The 15692-nt window shown below is 51.8% G+C and carries 16 protein-coding genes; 12 read left to right on the top strand and 4 right to left on the bottom strand.

Annotated elements, in window-relative coordinates:
• Positions 1-3: 3 nt before the first annotated feature.
• On the bottom strand, positions 4-348 hold the full coding sequence (locus tag LA756_RS23270) for a rhodanese-like domain-containing protein (protein WP_224437121.1): 345 nt from the start codon (positions 346-348) through the stop codon (positions 4-6).
• 131 nt (positions 349-479) lie between these two features.
• On the opposite strand from LA756_RS23270, the gene LA756_RS23275 reads away from it, so the two are divergent.
• From LA756_RS23275 to LA756_RS23295, 5 genes are all read left to right on the top strand, one after another.
• A complete protein-coding gene (locus tag LA756_RS23275; RefSeq protein ID WP_224437122.1) occupies positions 480-1757 on the top strand; it encodes a CCA tRNA nucleotidyltransferase in 1278 nt (425 codons plus the stop codon).
• A gap of 54 nt (positions 1758-1811) precedes the next feature.
• Positions 1812-2333: a hypothetical protein gene (locus LA756_RS23280; RefSeq protein ID WP_224437123.1), complete on the top strand. Its 522-nt coding sequence runs from the start codon at positions 1812-1814 to the stop codon at positions 2331-2333.
• A 99-nt stretch (positions 2334-2432) separates the two neighbouring features.
• A complete protein-coding gene (locus LA756_RS23285) occupies positions 2433-3125 on the top strand; it encodes a hypothetical protein (protein WP_224437124.1) in 693 nt (230 codons plus the stop codon).
• Positions 3126-3166: 41 nt separating this feature from the next.
• Positions 3167-3337, top strand: coding sequence for a hypothetical protein (locus LA756_RS23290; protein ID WP_224437125.1), 171 nt, complete (start codon positions 3167-3169; stop codon positions 3335-3337).
• Positions 3338-3423: 86 nt separating this feature from the next.
• A complete protein-coding gene (locus tag LA756_RS23295; RefSeq protein WP_224437126.1) occupies positions 3424-5640 on the top strand; it encodes an acetylxylan esterase in 2217 nt (738 codons plus the stop codon).
• On the opposite strand, the gene LA756_RS23300 is transcribed toward LA756_RS23295, so the two are convergent.
• Both LA756_RS23300 and LA756_RS23305 read right to left on the bottom strand, forming a co-directional pair.
• Complete coding sequence (locus LA756_RS23300; protein ID WP_224437127.1) at positions 5624-6358, bottom strand: hypothetical protein; 735 nt, start codon at positions 6356-6358, stop codon at positions 5624-5626. The genes LA756_RS23295 and LA756_RS23300 overlap by 17 nt on opposite strands.
• Positions 6359-6455: 97 nt before the next feature.
• The gene (locus tag LA756_RS23305; protein ID WP_224437128.1) at positions 6456-7646 is read right to left on the bottom strand and encodes a right-handed parallel beta-helix repeat-containing protein; all 1191 of its coding nucleotides are present in this window, start codon (positions 7644-7646) and stop codon (positions 6456-6458) included.
• Positions 7647-7838: 192 nt separating this feature from the next.
• Here LA756_RS23305 and LA756_RS23310 point away from each other — a divergent pair, with 192 nt between their 5' ends.
• The 7 genes from LA756_RS23310 (at position 7839) to LA756_RS23340 (ending at position 12936) form a co-directional block, all read left to right on the top strand.
• Entirely contained in the window at positions 7839-8204 is a 366-nt protein-coding gene (locus LA756_RS23310; protein WP_224437129.1) for an STAS/SEC14 domain-containing protein, read from the top strand.
• 60 nt (positions 8205-8264) lie between these two features.
• Positions 8265-9515: an RNA polymerase sigma factor gene (locus tag LA756_RS23315; RefSeq protein WP_224437130.1), complete on the top strand. Its 1251-nt coding sequence runs from the start codon at positions 8265-8267 to the stop codon at positions 9513-9515.
• Between the two features lie 97 nt (positions 9516-9612).
• Complete coding sequence (locus LA756_RS23320; RefSeq protein WP_224437131.1) at positions 9613-10014, top strand: YciI family protein; 402 nt, start codon at positions 9613-9615, stop codon at positions 10012-10014.
• A 68-nt stretch (positions 10015-10082) separates the two neighbouring features.
• Complete coding sequence (locus LA756_RS23325; protein ID WP_224437132.1) at positions 10083-10565, top strand: DUF1579 domain-containing protein; 483 nt, start codon at positions 10083-10085, stop codon at positions 10563-10565.
• Positions 10566-10598: 33 nt separating this feature from the next.
• On the top strand, positions 10599-11024 hold the full coding sequence (locus LA756_RS23330) for a VOC family protein (protein ID WP_224437133.1): 426 nt from the start codon (positions 10599-10601) through the stop codon (positions 11022-11024).
• 25 nt (positions 11025-11049) lie between these two features.
• Positions 11050-11463 (top strand): DoxX family protein, encoded by a 414-nt coding sequence (locus LA756_RS23335; RefSeq protein ID WP_224437134.1) that lies wholly within the window; start codon positions 11050-11052, stop codon positions 11461-11463.
• Between the two features lie 360 nt (positions 11464-11823).
• Positions 11824-12936, top strand: coding sequence for a PcfJ domain-containing protein (locus LA756_RS23340; protein ID WP_224437135.1), 1113 nt, complete (start codon positions 11824-11826; stop codon positions 12934-12936).
• A gap of 81 nt (positions 12937-13017) precedes the next feature.
• On the opposite strand, the gene ppdK is transcribed toward LA756_RS23340, so the two are convergent.
• A complete protein-coding gene (ppdK, locus tag LA756_RS23345; RefSeq protein WP_369123656.1) occupies positions 13018-15648 on the bottom strand; it encodes a pyruvate, phosphate dikinase in 2631 nt (876 codons plus the stop codon).
• Between the last annotated feature and the right edge of the window lie 44 nt (positions 15649-15692).

A 15692-nucleotide genomic window follows, 5' to 3' on the forward strand; every position in this document is an offset into this window, starting at 1 on the left:
CGACTAGTAGGTTGGCATGCTTGGGTCGATGTCTTGGGCCCAAGCATGAATCCCACCAGCCATATTCTGTACTTTGGGGAAGCCTTGCTGGCGGAGCCACTGTGTGACACGCATACTGCGTCCACCATGGTGGCAATGAACGACGATGTGCCGTTGGCGATGTGGTTCCAATTCGCCAATTCGGTCTTGAAGTTCGCTCATGGGAATGAGCGTCGAACCATCGATGCGAACCAAATCGAACTCATTCTGTTCTCGGCAATCGAGTAGCAGAAAGTCCGCATTCTGGGTTTGAAGTCCCTGAACGTCGAGGCAAGTTGTTTCGATGGGAAGGCTTGTTTCTTCAGACATGATTCAGTCCTGGCTGTTGGAATTTCTCGTACCGACGAATCTAAGGGATAGGACGGTCCATCGTCCAGTAGGATGATATCTGATAAGGTGAACGGTTTTCTGGACGATTGTCCCTTTCTGTCTGCATGGCTATGAGTTCCCAACTGGAAGCGACGCGAGCGTTTTCGATCGAAATCATCCAAAAGCTGAAGTCGTCTGGGTTTCAGGCACTTTGGGCTGGCGGATGCGTGCGCGATTTGCTGCTGGGAAAGCCATCCAAGGACTTCGATGTGGCGACCGACGCAACGCCGGATGAAGTTCGAGACGTCTTCGGTCATGACCGAACCCTGCCGATCGGTGCCTCGTTTGGCGTGATTACCGTTCAGGGAGGCAAGCGACGTGGTCAGGTCGAAGTAGCCACCTTCCGAACCGATCTCGGTTATTCTGACGGTCGACGGCCGGATAGTGTTCGTTTCAGTAGTGCAGAAGAAGATGCCCTGCGTCGCGATTTCACGATCAATGGAATGTTCTACGATCCTATCGAAGAACAAATTCTGGACTACGTGGGAGGCAAGCGGGACTTAAGAAACAAACTGGTCCGCAGCATCGGCAATCCATTTGAGCGATTCGAGGAAGATAAGCTCCGCATGCTTCGCGCGGTGCGATTCTCTTCGACGTTTGCATTTGATTTGGAACTGCAAACGCAGCGTGCGATTCGAGAATATGCGAGCCACATTCATGTCGTCAGCGCTGAACGAATCGCGGCCGAGATGCGGCGAATGATGGCAGATCCGCATCGCATGATCGCCGTGCGAATGTTACGAGATCTGACGCTGCTCGACGAAATTCTGCCAGAGCTAGGAACCGTGGTTGGCCATGCCCGACGTTGGAGCGAAACATATCATTCGCTCGAACGACTGGATTGCAGTGACTTTCGAGTCGCGATGGCGCTATTACTTCGATATGCGTGCCGGTTTAGCGTACTGAGCGAGGAGCCGTTCAAGCCAATTTTTCCCGCCAATGAAATCGCCAATCGTTGGAAATTGACCAACGACGAATCGAAAATAATCCAGTGGCTCCTACGACATGAATTGACGATCCGCGAAGCAGATCGAGTTGCTTGGCCTAAGTTGCAGCGGTTATTGATCGCCGATGCGGCCCCCCTTTTGATTGCCTTCGGAAAGGCAATTCAATTGGCTAGTGATGGTTCGACTGCCGGGGTCGACTTTGCCGAGTCGCGGCTTAGTCTTCCGGAAGAAGAACTCAATCCCGATCCATTGCTCTCCGGTGGCGACCTGATTAAAGCAGGCTTCAAGCCTGGTCCAAAGTTCCAGCAAGTTCTGGAAGCGATTCGAGATGAGCAACTCGAAAAAAGACTGCATACAACTGAACAGGCATTGGCATTCGCTCAGAACAACTGGGATGATTAGCTCAATCGCCGAGGTACCGTAGAGACAAATAAACGACACCTGAGGAACGATTCGATGGAAATGGTTTTGGAACTTGTCATTCGCTGGGCACATATCATTCCCGCGATCATTCTGGTCGGTGGCACACTGTACATGGTTTTTGCATTGCATCCTGCGATGCAATCGATGGATTTCGCCGAAAAGCAAGAATTGAAGACTGCCATCCGCAGTCGCTGGGCGAAGGTGGTCATGATTTGTGCCGGCATTGTCTTGCTTAGCGGAATCACCTCGCTCGTTCTCCAGGCAACAACCTACTCGTTTCCCCAGAAGTATTATCACCCCGTAGCGGGGATGAAGTTCCTGTTGGCATTGGTCATTTTGTACATCGCTAGTCTCTTGTCAGGGCGAAGCAAAAATGCCGAGAAGTTTCGGGAAAAGGAAGGGATGTGGCTCAAGCTAAATGCGTCGCTTGCAATCATTCTCGTTCTCATGGCGGGGACACTTAGAGTGGCTGAGCGTGAGCCTAAAAATACCGATTCTGCCGATTCTGTGGCCCCGGCCTCTTCCCCAGAGCCGACAACCGGCGAGAATTCTTAACGTTTCGGGGGAAAGCGACTAAGATGGGATCACGCGAGTGGTTGCCAACTTGGTTCCGCTGGTGTGATCTCTCCCCTTCGACGATTAGGTGTTTCTGCCATGTCCGACCGAAACCAGGCCCTGGCCGTTCTCAAGCAAGCTCGTGATGCTTTGTTGGCTCGCATGACCGAGGCAATCCTCGATCAAGCAGACGAAATACTTGCCGACGCAGAAGGGGAATCGTTTCTGAGTGAGATCGAAACTCTCTACGACCAAATGGGCAATAAGCTGGCTCATTTGAATCAGATGATTTCCAACTTGCCGCTCGAGCCGGAAACTACCAGTGAACCGGATGCATTCGAGCGGGAAGACCCAGCGGAAAGTATGGAAACGGCTCGACTTCCTCACTTTCCTTCGGCGATTCCAGAGGACGCTCGCTCTTCGGCGTCCTCAGATCGAGATGAACTAATTGGCTTGCCAGCACCAGGCGTAAGCCAGCCGAAAGCGCCTGCGTTCGCGAGATTTGTCTTGCACATCGAGCACGGCGAAGTAGAGCAAGCCGGGGACGTCATCGCGCAGATCCTGGGACTTTCGCCCTACAGCGGGATGAAGTGCGCGCAAACGTTTGCAGCTCGCTACGACGACGACACTGCAGTGGTCGTCAAGGCAATGCGGATTCGTCAGGAGTTGACCCAAAACCGATTCAACGATGCGTTGATGCTCATGCACGAATGCTTCGGCTTGCAGGGAATTGAAGCGATGGTCGCACTGCAAAAGATGCGCGAGATCATTGCCGCACCATCAAGCAGCTAGTACAACTCAGTCTTTTCACGATTACCACGACGGGAGTCTTCATGGATAAGAAGCAAAAGAAACGTTTAGATGTTCTGCAGAAGAAAATGCAGACACTCAACCAAAAGTTGGCCGGAGTGAAAGCGCAAGCTGATGAACCAGGCGAGGTGGAAGCAGTTGAACAGGAGATCGCCAAGACCCGCGAAGAGATCGACAAGATCAAGGCTTCCTGAAAACATTCGCATTAACTGAAGAGTTGTCGTAAACTGCATCGCATCCTCTCGTCCCAGATTCTTCCCACCATTGGACGTACCACGCGATGCGAACAATTCAAATGTTCTTTCGGGCAGGCACACTGCTGGTGCTTGCCGCCGTTTTGACGGGATCGGCATATGCTCAACAGTCGGTCACCGTTCTTTCTGCCGGGCAACTTCCAGACGATGCACGATTGGCCCCACCAAAAGATCTGGAAGGCTATTTTCCCTTTAGTCCACCTGAAAGCGTTGTCCAGTGGAATGTTCGAGCCGAGAAGATCCGCACGCAGATCAAAGTGGCATTGGGACTTTTTCCGATGCCTCCTCGAACGCCGTTATACTACGAAATTGTCGCTCGCCGAGAGTTTGAAGATTACTCCGTTGCCAATGTGCGATTTGAGAGCGTACCTGGACTGTATGTAACAGGAAATCTGTACGAACCACTTGGCAAAGATGGTCCTTTCCCGGCAGTACTTTGTCCGCATGGCCATTGGGAGAACGGGCGATATTACGTCGCGGATGAGAAGTCTGTTAAGGAACAATTGGAAAGTGGTGCGGAAACGAATGTAGAAGCCGCAAAGAATCCTATTCAAGCTCGCTGCGTTCACTTGGCACGAATGGGATGCATCGTTTTGCAGATTGATATGCTGGGATATGCCGACAGCCAGCAGCTGTCGTTTGACTTGGTCCATAAGTTTGCGAAACAGAGACCTGAAATGATTACCAGCGAGCGGTGGGGATTTTTCAGTCCCCAGGCCGAATCGCATCTTCAGTCGGTCATGGGACTGCAGATCTGGAATTGCATTCGCTCACTCGATGTTTTGGAATCGCTTCCGAACGTTGATAAGTCGAAAATAGCAGTCACCGGAGCAAGTGGTGGTGCGACGCAAACAATGCTGGTCGCCGCCATCGATCCGCGTGTCGCCGCTTGCTTTCCAGCGGTTATGGTTTCGACGGCCATGCAGGGAGGCTGTACGTGCGAAAATTGCTCGCTGCTTCGAATCGGTACCGGCAACGTTGAGTTCGCGGCGCTGTTTGCTCCCAAGCCGCAAGGATTAACAGCGGCCGACGACTGGACCGTCGAATTCGAGACGAAAGGCTTTCCAGAGCTAAAGGAGCTGTACTCACTTTTGAATGCAAAAGATCGCGTTGAATTGACTGCCAGAACCGAATTTGGGCACAACTACAATGCCGTGTCCCGAAAGGCAATGTACGCAATGTTTCAGCGTGAACTCGGCCTGGAGGAAGCCATCGACGAACGGCCATTTCAGCGTTTGGGAATCAACGAGTTGTCTGTCTGGAGTGACGAAAACCGTCCGGTCTATCAGCCCGAGTTCGAGCGTAAACTGGTAGAGCAACTCGCAGCGCAGTCCGAGAAGCAGATCCAGCCGCTTCTGCTTGGAGATGAAGAGCAATTCGCGAAGTACCAAGAGATGGTTTCTACTGCTTTGGATGTTATCGTTGGCGAGACCGATATCGCAGTCGATGCTGTTTCATTTGATGTAAAAGAAAAGCGGCAGGAACCCGGCTATCTATTGTTGGCAGGTCTGCTAAATAACGAGCAAAACAAGTCGCAGCTTCCCGCATTATTTTTGTATCCTGCCGAGAATTGGAATGGGCACACAGTGCTTTGGCTTTCCGAGGACGGCAAGTCTGGCGTGTTCGATGTCGGGGGAACCATGAAAGCGGAGGTCGCGAAGCTAGTGGCCTCCGGAGTTTCGGTTGCCGCAATCGATTTAATTTACCAAGGCGAATTTTTGCCGGATGGCCAGCCTCTTGAGGCAACACCCAAAGTTGAGAATAAGCGAGAAGCGGCGGCCTACACGTTGGGCTACAACTATTCTGTTGCCGCTCAACGTGTTCAAGATGTTTTAACGATGGCCAATTTTGTGAGAAATCACGAACGTCAGCCTAAGTCGGTCGGCTTGTTCGCCCTTGATCCTGCACTTGCTGCGATTGGCTCGGTTGCCATCGCCAAGCAGCCGGATGCATTTGACTTTGCGGTGCTTCGTACCAACGGATTTCGCTTTGGAAGTGTTGATTCAATCCGTTCACCGAATCTACTGCCAGGCGGGGCTAAATATGGCGATGTCCCTGGATTTCTCGCTTTAGCGGCTCCCATGCTATTACGTGTTATAGGAGAAACTGAGCAGTCGGTTCGTCCGATTAAAATGGCTTATCAGCGAGCAGAAAAGCAGGACGTAGTAACGATTTCTGACTCCGAGGTTTCCCCCGTCGATTGGCTGATGAATCATCTCAGCGTGGTTAATACGGATCGGTAGAAGCGACGCCGCAAAACACAGGACCAGGAACCATCGGGCTGCTTGCGTTCGTGGTTCCGTAGGAGGATGAAGCCTCGGCGTATCTCGTCCACTGCGTGTTGCCTTGTTGATCGAGAAGACCGATCGCATCAATCTCATTCCAGCCCGCGACGTTCGGAGAGTCGAGATAGACTTTGACTTTCTTCGTTCGCCAGATCGTTTGAAGAGGTATTTTGGAAGTTCCGCCTGCGGAGGTTGGTGGTGTCGGATCGGTTCCTCGCCAGACGACAACCTCGTTGCCAAGCGGGGTAAAGACTGAGACTTTATTGACCGCACCAGGGTTATAAGTTTCGTAGATGTGAAGCTGACTCGGCGAGACTTCTTCTTCAAAATGAGCGATGATCCACTCAGCCTGACCATCGGCTGAAGCAGAAGCCCAAGCCGTTACGATATCGCCAAATCCAGCCGTGTCAGGTGGCCCTAACAATTGCTGAATGCTCCACGATGTTTTCACGTTCTGAATCTGTGACAGCTCGACTTCAAGCTCGATGATCTTATCGCTAAGTGTGGTGTGATCTCGTTGCCATGCAACATACACACTTGCTGCAAGAATGAGCAGTAAAATAGTGCTGATCCGGATCTGAAGCCAACTCCAACTCCAAACGGGGATCAACAGGCGAACCGATAGGCCTGTTTGCCGCGTCCCGAGATGAAATCGAAATGGTTTCCAGCGTGACATAGCCAATCTCCCCGACTCTGTAGGATTCTATCCAGCTAAATCAAGGACGATTGTCGTCGAGTGGCGGTTTCCAAATTTTGAGATGAATCCGACGTTGTCAGTCCATTCGCGATCGTTCTCGGACCCCTTTGTCGCCAAGCAAACGATTCTGGGCAGTTAGATTCGTCTTACCCTTAAAGTCAGTGAAACGTGGGTTAACGTTATAGGTTCCCTCTTTCTCAACGACGGGGAGCCGAAGTGTTTTCTCGGAGAGTTGGCCGTTAGGAGCAAACCAAGCGTTTCCTTCGATCTGGAACGTTTCTGGTGATGTGTTCGAGCCGACGTTCACACTACGAAAAGCTTGGTCAGCTTCTATCTGAACAATATTGTTGCGAAAGACACCATTGCGGCAGGAAACAAACCTCGGAGCAGTCGTTTCCTGAAGGATACGAATAACCCACTTTGTGGGGTTAATGATGTTGTTGTGTTGTACCACGGCACCATCCACCCCGACGAACGCCGCGGCGGCCATACCTCCGACAAAAGTGCAATCCTCAACGGTGATATCTTTCGCCTCATAGGTCGCATTCTGCGGTCGAAAATAGGGCAGGCCTGTGCTGCCACCGATGTTAACGCCGCGATGACCACAGTTTTCAAAACGGCAGTAAGAAACCGATATGTCGCTGGTTCCTCCTTTCATCTGCACACCACTGGCGGAATTCATCGTATCGAATTCCATTCGGCAATCTCGCACAATGCCATGATGGCAACCAACCATATCGATGGCGGAGCCGCCTTTTCCCCAACGCTCGATTCGGCAGTTCTCTAGCGTGAAATGATCTAGCCCGGAGAGCTTTATTCCGTCGCAGTTGCCATCTGGCCCGATCTGGTGCACATAAAGATTGTTGAGCGTGACATGTAGGGCAGGGGAGTCAAAGGATCCAGCATCGTCGATGTTGATTCCATTTTGACTGGCACCACGGACTTCGATGTTTTCAAGGGTGACATAAGCTGGGTCTGACAATTGAATGCCGAACGATCCCCCTTGAATGATGGGGCGTTGGTCGCGTCTTTCACCCCGGATAACGATCGGTTTTGCCGGTGTTCCTTGCAGATTTCGGAGTGATATTCCACCGTCGATCGTCTTCGAGGTGATTACGATTGTGGAGCCTGGCATTGCCTTTTCGGCTGCTTGAAGCAATTCGTGCTTCGATGAAACGTGGATTTCTTCTGCCCAGGTAATTGCTGTGGAAAAAGCGACCAGGCCCAGAGTCAGAAGTTGGGAGAAACGTTGGCTGAAAGATTTCATGGAGGGCACCACACGGAATGGGGTATGCTTCAGAACGATTGCGCAAGAGAGGATAGATGGTTCAGCGTAAGAATTTCAGAAAAGCGCGTCCAGGATTTATTTGCTCGGCGGAGGGCCTTAGAATAGAAGCGACCCCCAACGGGGAGAAACCCACACCGACCGAGACGATTGCGTTCAAGGGAGCAACAAGCGATGAGTGAAAACGTAGAAGTTGTGCATTTGAAGGATCTGACCATTGTTCGCCTGACCGGCAAGCTTACCAAGGCCGACTACGAGTCGTTCGTGCCTGAGGTTGAAAAGCAGATTCAGGAATTTGGCAAGCTTCGTCTGCTGGTCGAATTGCACAACTTCCAAGGCTGGACCATGGGTGCCCTGTGGGATGACATCAAATTTGATACGAAGCATTGGGGCGACATCAAACGCCTGGCGATCGTAGGCGAATCGAAATGGGAAGAAGGTATGGCTGTCTTCTGCAAGCCGTTTACTTCGGCAAATGTGAAATATTTCGATCACACAAAGTTGGAAGAAGCGAAAAAGTGGCTCGTTGAAGAAGCGTAACTTCCTCTCCACGAATCGCCAGCTGCAACACCCCTTTTCTTGAATCAGGATCTCTCCGCGATGGTGGAAGAGAACCCGCATGATGTTCGGCAGTTCCTCGACGAACTGTATCGTTCGGAGTCGCGCCGGGTTTTTGCGACCCTGGTGCGACTGTTGGGCGATTTTGATCTCGCTGAAGAAGCGATGCACGAGGCATTTACAGCCGCCTTTGAGAAGTGGCAGCAGGAAGGGATTCCCAAGAATCCACGTGCTTGGCTCGTCTCGACGGGGCGATTCAAAGCGATTGACACGATTCGTCGGCGCGTTCGTTTCGACGAATCGTTAGAGGATATTTCTCGTCGGCTTGATGATGAAAAATATCAGTTTGCTGCTATCGATGATGAAAACATCGAGGACGATCGTCTCCGTTTGATCTTTACTTGCTGCCACCCAGCGATCTCGGCCAATGCTCAGGTGGCTCTTACGCTTCGAGAAGTGTGTGGACTACGCACCGAAGAGATTGCCAGCGCGTTTCTGACGACTCCTCCCACCATTGCGCAGCGAATCGTTCGTGGTAAGCAAAAGATTCGAGATGCTGGCATTCCTTTCGAGATTCCGACGGTTCCACAAATGCCGCAGCGTCTCGATTCCGTCCTTTCGGTCATTTACCTGGTGTTCAATGAAGGGTATTCCGCATCATCCGGTGAATCGGTAACACGACATGATTTGTCAGAAGAAGCGATTCGACTGGGACGACTTCTCGCTCGGTTGCTGCCCGATTCCGAAGTGATTGGCCTGTTGGCACTGATGTTGATTCAGGAGTCGCGCCGTTCTGCACGTACATCGGCTACCGGCGATATTGTCCTGCTGGAAGATCAGGATAGATCGCTTTGGAATCGAGAGTACATAGCGGAAGGTTCTCAGTTAGTGCAACAAGCACTTCAGTCCCGGCGATTTGGTGTCTACACAATTCAAGCGGCGATCGCTGCTGTTCATGGCGATGCTGAGCAGCCGGAAGCGACCGATTGGACTCAAATAATCGCTTTATACGATGTTTTGATGCGAATCGAGCCCACGCCCATCGTGCAATTGAATCGAGCGGTCGCACTCGCGATGCGGGACGGCCCGGAAGCAGGGCTGGTTCTGATAGACAACATCCTGAGCGAAGGCGTTCTTTCTGAATATCATCTTGCGCATGCGGCGAAAGCGGATTTATGTCGCCGATTGGGGCGTACCAAGGAGGCAACCGTTTCCTATCGCCGAGCTTTAGAGTTGGCCAAGCAGATGCCAGAGCGTCGCTTCCTGGAAAAGCGGATTGAACAGATGCAATAACTCTTTTTGGCATTTTTTGTCGAGGCATGTCGAATCGGAGAAATCGTTTTCGACTATCAGGTAGTAACCCTGTGAAATTCAGTTGGAGATTACCCTGATGAAATTCGTTTGCTTGGGATATATCGATGCATCGATGTGGGAAAACATGGATCCGAAGCAGTCGGAAGCGGCTATGGAAGATTGCATGGCTTACGACAATGAACTGAGAAAAGGAGGGCACTTCGCTGGCGGAGGAGCCCTTGATTCGCCCCGAAACGGCGTCACGCTCCGTTTTCGAGATGGCGAAGTTCAGGTAACCGATGGCCCCTTCGCAGAAACGAAGGAACAGATTGGCGGCATTTTATTGCTTGAAGCACGCGATCTGAACCACGCGATTCAACTGATGTCGAAGCATCCTGGTGTTCGTATGGGGCCGTTCGAAATACGACCGGCCAACGAAGCCATGAATCTTCAGATCCTGGAGATTTCCGAGCGTTTGGCAAAAGAGGCAGAGGACTAGCTCACAATCGACGCAATACAGGCAAGGTAACAACTCTCGGCAAACCCATTCAATCAAGGAATGCTCTTATGCATGTCGAACCTCAAGTAGAACACAACTGGCTAGAGAATCTTGTTGGCAAATGGACCATGGAAGCCGAAATGGACATGGGACCGGATAAGCCACAAGATCACTCTCGGGGTGTTGAGCATGTTCGTCAACTAGGAGACGTTTGGGTGATCTGCGAAGGGGAATGGGAGAATCCTGGTGGTGGAGTTGGCCGAAGCATGATGACACTTGGATTCGATACCAACCAAAAATCGTTCGTGGGTAGCTTTGTCGGATCGATGATGACGCATCTTTGGACCTACGATCGAGGCTCACTCGACGACGCAGGGAGAGTGCTCACATTAAATTCGACTGGTCCTAACTTTTCGGGGCAGGGAATGTCGCAATACCAAGATATCATCGAAATTGTTGACGTAGATCATCGGGTACTGAGATCTCAAGTACTTGATGAAAACGAAGTTTGGCAGCATTTCATGACAGCAAATTACACGCGTCAGGCGTAGCCATTTGACGCATTGTTTTGAGGATATCGATCTATGTTTCAGCAGCTTTTCGTGAATCTTCCGGTCAAAGACCTCGCAAAATCGGTAGAGTTCTTTACCGAGTTGGGATTTACCTTCAATCCGCAATTTACTGACGACTCTGCGACGTGCATGATTGTCAACGAAAACATCATGGTCATGCTACTCGTTGAAAGTCGCTTCAAGACGTTTACCTCGAAAGAGATTTGCGACGCGAAGCGGCAAACGGAAGTTATCAATGCTCTGCAATTGGAATCGCGAGAAGCGGTCGCCAAGTTCGTAGAAAAAGCGATTGCCGCGGGCGGAACATCGTACGCAGAGCCTAAGGATCATGGGTTTATGATTCAGCATGGTTTTGAAGACCTGGATGGGCACATTTGGGAGGTCTTCTGGATGGATCCTGCCGGTATGGCTCAAGTACAAGCAAGTTCCGCTGAGTGATTGTCGTTTGGTGAAGGATGAGAAGATGAGCGATGCGAACGAAGAACCGCCAGGCGTTGATGCAGTGGCGACGCCTGCGGCTGCCTTGTGGACGGGACGAATACTTTCCGGGCTCGTTGGTATTGTGTTTGTTGCCAGCGCTCTGGGAAAGCTTAACGGAGGAGTATCACTGGAGGAAGGTTTCGCGCATCTCGGACTCCCCCTCGATATTCGTTTACCGTTGGCGTTCCTGGAACTGGTCATTGCCGTCATCTATCTAGTTCCGCAAACGGCCGTTTTAGGGGCCATCTTACTCACGGGATATATCGGCGGTGCGATCTGCACCCACTGGCGTGTCGGCGACATATTTATTGTTCAGATCGTCATCGGAGTACTTGTCTGGCTCGGCGTCTTTCTAAGGGATCGGAGACTTTGGGCATTGTTGCCAATTCGTCGTTAAGAACGACTTATATGTAATTCTCGCGAACCTTTGACGGTGTCGCGTCTCTCACTTGCCAGGCGGGTAATACTCGTCTGGCTTTTTTTGTTTTGCTACGTTTCGCCGGAAAACGGCCATCTCTGGAAATCTAGTCATGCTTCGGAAATACGGACATTGATGATTCTCGTTTCGCCTGAATCAGGCTGACGTTTCTTCATTCTCGCCAACGTGAATACGTAGGTGATTTGTCTGTATTGTCTTTGAGAAGCACAAACTATGTCGAATAGAACTCGTAAGAATGCTGCGCGATCTTATCTCGATACGGTCCTGAAGCAGCACGAGCCCTTTACTAAAAAAGCAAAGAGGACCTATTGGAAGCTAATGAATACGGTGCGAGATCGTTCCGTCATTCTTAAGGCCATTCCATCCAATAGGTGTTGTCATCGCTACGACGTTCGAACGCTCGTGATCGGTTGCCGGAGAATTGCTTCCTATCCCAAGCAATGGATTCGTCCCTTGGAAGCATGGCAGCCTGAAGGTGACTACGCGGTTGCGCAATTCCGTTCGTTAATGTCGCATTTATTCGAGGAGTACCCGGCGCCGAATCATTTGGCACTTTCCTGGATTAACTTGTATTACAGCTTCGAGCCATGGTACATCGAACTGTATTTGCACATGGCCAAAGGACTGGGCATTCGTCAGTATTCGGGCAGTCCTCTACCGTTGGAATTGAATCGTTCCGCGGCGATTTGGTTCAATTGCTCGCCGGATGATTTGGATCCAGAGTTTGCGCTGGAATGGTCCCTCGTGCGAAGCTGGGGAGGTGACGAAAAAGTTGCTCGACTCTTTGCTACTGAGTGTACCTTTTCTCTAAAAAAAGAGACGGCACGATTCTGGGAGTCAGCGATTCGCTTCTTAATGAAGTACATGCCGATCACTGATCAGGAAGTGCTGGAGATTATTTTGTTCCTTAACCAGCAGAAGTACGAACCAGCGGAAGATACCTGGGGGCGTGGTGGAGGAGCCGAACCACTTCAACCAGGATTCAGCTTGAAAGGGAGGACGCTCAAATCACTGCGCCGGCACATGATTCATTGGCGAGAGGAACTACTTGCCAAGCGGCCAGAGCTTGGAACCGTTACGCACGACTGGCAGCCGATGGAAGTTGGTTCTCTGCAGTTCCAAGAGGATGGAACCCAATGGACGATCGAAGAACTGACCAATGACAAGTCGCTGATAATCGAGGGTACAGTTATGCAGAATTGCGTTGGCGATTACGTACGGAACTGTACGCTTCGGCAATCCTCTATTTGGTCGATGCGCGCCGGTCGAAATGGTTACCGAAAACGGATCTGTACGATTGAAGTGAGTCCTGACTCACGCGTTGTTGTTCAGTTCAAAGCGAAAGCCAACTCTTCACCTTCTGATAAGTGCCGTGAGGTGCTAAAGCAATGGGCCGAGCGAGAAGGGCTTGTCATCGGGATCTATTGTTGAACGCATGTGACTTGACCAAGAAACGAAAAACGCCGACCTGAGTCCAGGTCGGCGTTTTGTATTGGATTACTCTGCCCAGGTCTATTTCGCGTTGCGAATAGCAGCTTGAGCAGCAGCCAGGCGAGCGATCGGCACGCGGAATGGCGAGCAGCTCACGTAGTCCAAGCCAACCGTGTGACAGAAGTTGATCGAAGCAGGGTCACCGCCATGCTCGCCACAGATACCACACTTCAGGCCTTTACGACCCTTGCGCCCTTTGGTGACACCCATCTCGACCAACTGGCCGACACCGGAGGTATCGAGCGATTGGAATGGGTCAGTCGGAAGGATTTCCAGACGAGTGTAGTCTGGGAGGAACGTGTTGACGTCGTCACGGCTGTAACCGAAGGTCATCTGCGTGAGGTCATTGGTACCAAAGCTGAAGAACTCGGCGTGTTCGGAGACTTCATCGGCAGTCAAAGCAGCACGTGGAATTTCGATCATCGTGCCGATGAGGATTTCCAGTTCGCCCTTGTAGCCTTGAGCTTCCTTGGTCTTCTCGATGGTTTCTTCGGTCTTTTCACGCAGCAGTGCGAGTTCAGCCGAAGTACCAACCAGCGGGATCATGATTTCCGGTTTGGCGTTGATACGCTTCTTCTTGCATTCGATAGCGGCTTCAACAATCGCGGTGACCTGCATTTCCAGGATTTCTGGATAGGTCACGCTCAAGCGGCAACCACGGTGACCGAGCATCGGGTTCGACTCGTGCAGAGCGGCGACACGCGACTTAACCTTGGCCGGAGAAACACCGATCAAGCTCGCCATTTCCTTTTGGGCCTTGGCGTCGTGCGGCAGGAACTCGTGCAATGGCGGATCGAGCAGACGAACGGTAACTGGCAGGTTCTTCATGGCGGTGAAGATGCCGACGAAGTCTTCTCGCTGGAATGGCAGCAGCTTGGCAAGTGCGGCGCGGCGATCTTCTTCGCTTTCAGCAAGGATCATTTCACGCATGCTGGTGATACGATCTTCTTCGAAGAACATGTGTTCGGTACGGCAGAGACCGATACCTTCGGCACCGAAGTCACGAGCACGCTGCGAGTCGGCAGGTGTGTCGGCATTTGTACGAACGCCAAGCGTACGGTACTTGTCGGCCCACTTCATCACCTTAGCAAAGTCGCCCGACAGCTTTGGTTCACTGGTTTCGACTTCCCCGGCCATGACGTCGCCGGTCGAACCGTCGATCGAGATGATGTCGGAGTGCTTAAAGGTCTTGCCTCCGACTTTGATCTTGCGAGCCTTTTCGTCGATTTCGATTTCGCCAGCACCAGCAACACAGCAGCGGCCCCAACCACGAGCGACGACAGCAGCGTGACTGGTCATACCCCCGGTCGAAGTCAGGATGCCCACAGCGGAGTGCATACCGTCGATGTCTTCTGGGCTGGTTTCCTTACGGCAAAGGATCACGTTTTCGCCAGCGTGAGTACGTTCGACAGCTTCTTCCGCGGTGAAAGCCAAAGCGCCCACTGCAGCACCAGGCGATGCTGGAAGACCACGCGTCAGAACGTTTGCGTTCTTCTTCGATTCGGCAGTGAAGCTAGGCAGCAGAAGTTGGGTCAGGTCGTTCGCTGGAATACGCAGAAGAGCTGTTTCTTCGTCGATCAGCTTTTCCTTCACCATATCGCAGGCGATCTTCACGGCTGCAGCACCGGTTCGCTTGCCGGTACGTGTTTGCAGCATGAAGAGGTCACCCTTTTCGATGGTGAACTCGATGTCCTGAACGTCTTTGTAATGAGCTTCGAGCGTATCTTTGATTTCGAGCAGTTGTTTGTAAACCGCTTTGTTCCACTTGCTCATTTCTTCGACAGGCTGCGGGGTACGGATACCAGCCACAACGTCTTCGCCCTGAGCGTCGATCAAGAATTCGCCGTAGAACTTGTTTTCGCCGGTCGATGGGTTACGCGTGAACGCAACGCCGGTGCCGCTGTCTTGGCCCATGTTACCGTAAGCCATCGACTGAACATTAACGGCGGTTCCGAGCAGGCCACGGATGCCTTCCACTTCACGGTAGCGTACCGCACGCGTGGTATTCCACGACTTGAACACAGCTTCCACAGCCAGTTCCAACTGCTTCATTGGGTCCTGTGGAAAGTCTTCGCCGGTGTACTTTTGGTAGATCGCTTTGTACTCGTTGCAAAGTTCGATCAAACCTTCTGCTGGCACTTCGTTGTCCAGCTTGGCTTTGTACTTCTTCTTGATGGCGCTGAACGCTTCTTCGAAGTGTTCGCGATCAACTTCCATCACGACGTCGCCGAACATGTCGATCAAGCGGCGGTAAGCGTCGTAAGCGAATCGTTCGTTGTTGGTGGCGTTTGCCAAGCCGACAACCGATTCGTCGGTTAGACCGAGGTTCAGAATGGTGTTCATCATGCCCGGCATCGAAACGGCGGCACCGGAACGGACCGACATCAGAAGCGGGTTTTTGTTGTCGCCGAACTTCTTCTTAAGTTCTTTCTCCAGCGAAGCGATGGCGTCGTGGACTTCGTCCATCAAGCCCTTAGGAAGCTTTTGGCCTCCCTTGTAGTAATCGGCACAGACTTGCGTGGTGATCGTCATGCCGGGAGGCACTGGAAGACCGATCGCGGTCATTTCGGCCAAGTTCAGCCCTTTACCGCCAAGGATGTCCTTGCCGATCCCCTTACCTTCGGTCTTTGTCTTACCGAAGTAGTACACCATCTTTGAGGGCTTGGATTTCTTTGCCGTTTTCTTGGCCATGTTTG

Source organism: Bremerella sp. TYQ1, from assembly GCF_020150455.1.
GTDB lineage: Bacteria > Planctomycetota > Planctomycetia > Pirellulales > Pirellulaceae > Bremerella > Bremerella volcania_A.